At 62.0% G+C, this 2,166-nt stretch carries 3 protein-coding genes; 1 reads left to right on the top strand and 2 read right to left on the bottom strand.

Features of this window, described 5'->3' with window-relative positions; genetic code table 11:
• On the bottom strand, positions 1-839 hold an 839-nt coding region (locus M0954_RS10260), incomplete at its 3' end, for a UxaA family hydrolase (protein WP_297353023.1).
• A 128-nt stretch (positions 840-967) separates the two neighbouring features.
• Between M0954_RS10260 and M0954_RS10255 the strand changes: the two genes are divergently transcribed.
• On the top strand, positions 968-1,945 hold the full coding sequence (locus M0954_RS10255) for a LysR family transcriptional regulator (RefSeq protein WP_297353021.1): 978 nt from the start codon (positions 968-970) through the stop codon (positions 1,943-1,945).
• On the opposite strand, the gene M0954_RS10250 is transcribed toward M0954_RS10255, so the two are convergent.
• Positions 1,915-2,166: SMP-30/gluconolactonase/LRE family protein (locus tag M0954_RS10250; RefSeq protein WP_297353019.1), on the bottom strand; the 252-nt coding region annotated here is incomplete at its 5' end. The two genes, M0954_RS10255 and M0954_RS10250, sit on opposite strands and share 31 nt — an antisense overlap.

Below are 2,166 nucleotides of genomic sequence, written 5' to 3'. Positions count from 1 at the left end.
TCGACCGGTTCGCGCTGCACCTGATTCGCTTCGACAAGCATCGCCTTGACCGTTTCGATTCCCGCGGCCACCGTGCGCGCGGTGCCGCCAGTGGCCTGGATCGTCATCGTTTTGAGTGCGGCGCCTGGCGTCAGGCTTTGGCTACGCAAGAGGCCTTCGATCTGGTTCGTCTCGCAACCGAGGCCCACAATCAACACTGCGGCGAAGTTCGGATGCCGCGCGTAGCCGCCCAGCGTGCGGCGAATCAGGCCAAGCGCTTCGCCTTCGGCATCGACCGCACAACCCTGGCCATGCGTCAAGGCGACGACGCCGTCCACGTTTGGAAATGCCGCAAGCGCATCGGGATGGATATCGCGCCGAAAATAGTCGGCTATCGCGCGCGCTGCGGTCGCCGAGCAATTCACCGAGGTCAGAATGCCAATGTAGTTGCGGGTCGCGACACGTCCGTCGGCGCGCACGATCCCCATGAAGCGCGCGGTTTTCGTCTGCGGTTCCAGCGGCTTCGCATCGGCGCCATATGCGTAGTCGCGATCGAATTGTCCCATCGACAGATTCTGCATATGGACGTGCTCGCCCGCTTCGATCGGGCGGCTCGCAAAGCCAATGATCTGCCCATAACGACGCACCGGCGCGCCCGTTTCAATTGCACGTACGGCCACCTTGTGACCCGCGGGGATCAGACCGCGCACCGCAAGTCCGCCGCCAATCTGCGCGCCCGCGACCAACTGGTACCGCGCGATCACCACGTCGTCCTGCGGATGCAGCCGCACCACCGGCTCTGCACTTGCCGACGCATTGCCAACGGATCCGGCCGCGGTATTTTCAGCCTCGAACGTCATGATGATTTCTCCAGTTCTTTAAAGCCACCAGGGCAACAGGCCACTCTAAGCCTGCCCCTCCCAAACTTCCAATCGCACCTTGAGTACAATCGATTCCAAATGGTTATGAGCTAATCGGTGCTTACCCTATGTCCAGATCGCCCGCTGTGCCTCCTCCGAGTGTGCTGAGCCGACTACGTTTCAAGCATCTCCAGCTGCTCGATATCCTCGGACGCACGCACAATCTGCGCATCGCGGCCGAGCAAATGCATATGACCCAACCCGCTGCGACGAAGATACTGGGCGATATCGAGTCCATGTTCGGCGCGCAGTTGTTTGAGCGTTTGCCACGGGAAATGCGGCCCACCGATCTCGGTATGCTGTCCTTGCGCTATGCGAGTGCCGCCGTGGCCGATCTGGGCAAGTTCACCAGCGAGTTCTCCACCATGAGGAGCGGCGGCTACGGCCACCTCGCGATCGGCGCCATCACCGCATCAACCGCGCAGGTCGTCACCGTCGCGATCAAGGAAATCCAGCAGCAGCGGCCGCGGCTCATCGTCAGGCTGATCGAACAGAGCAGTGACCAGTTGGCGCTCTGGCTCGAAGAGAAAAAACTCGACCTGATGATCGGCCGTCTGACCGAAGCGCGTCAGGAGATGCTCTTCAACTTCGAAGACCTGTCCGCGGAACCGGTGTGGGTCGTCGTCGGACGGCATCATCCGCTGCTCCAACAGGCGTCTCTCGAGATCGCCGACCTCGGTGCCTGGCCGTGGATTCTCTATCCGCCCGCCACGGCGATCCGCCACCTGTTCGACGAGACCTTCGCCGCTGCCGGGATGCAAGCGCCTGTTGGCATGGTCGAAACCCCATCGATCTTCTCGACGCTCGAACTGCTGCAGGCCACCGACATGATTTCGCTGCAGCCGCGCGCCGCCGTCGAGAAGTACGTCAGGAACGGCCTGCTCGGCCAACTCGTCGTGCCAATCCGGCGCACCATGTCGAACTATGGCGTCATCACCCGCAAGAACGAAATTCCGTCGCAGCCCACTCAGGAGTTCATTGCGATCCTGCGCGCCAGCGCCGAGCGGCTCGGCGATCACGTCGCTGCGCCACGCACGGCGACATAAAGCGAGTACAGCGAAGTATTCGCGGCGATGAACAGACGATTGCGATGCAGGCCACCGAAGGTCAGATTAGCCACCACCTCCGGCAACAGGATCTTCCCGAGCAGCGTGCCGTCCGGCGCGTAGCAATGCACGCCGTCGAGCGCACTGGTCCAGAGGTTTCCGTACTCGTCCACACGCATGCCATCTGGAACGCCCTGCTGAATCTCAACGAACACGCGAGC

This window comes from Paraburkholderia sp., assembly GCF_026225065.1.
Classification (GTDB): Bacteria; Pseudomonadota; Gammaproteobacteria; order Burkholderiales; family Burkholderiaceae; genus Paraburkholderia.
Note: the sequence above shows the minus strand (reverse complement) of the source record. Positions and strands in the feature narration are given on the sequence as shown.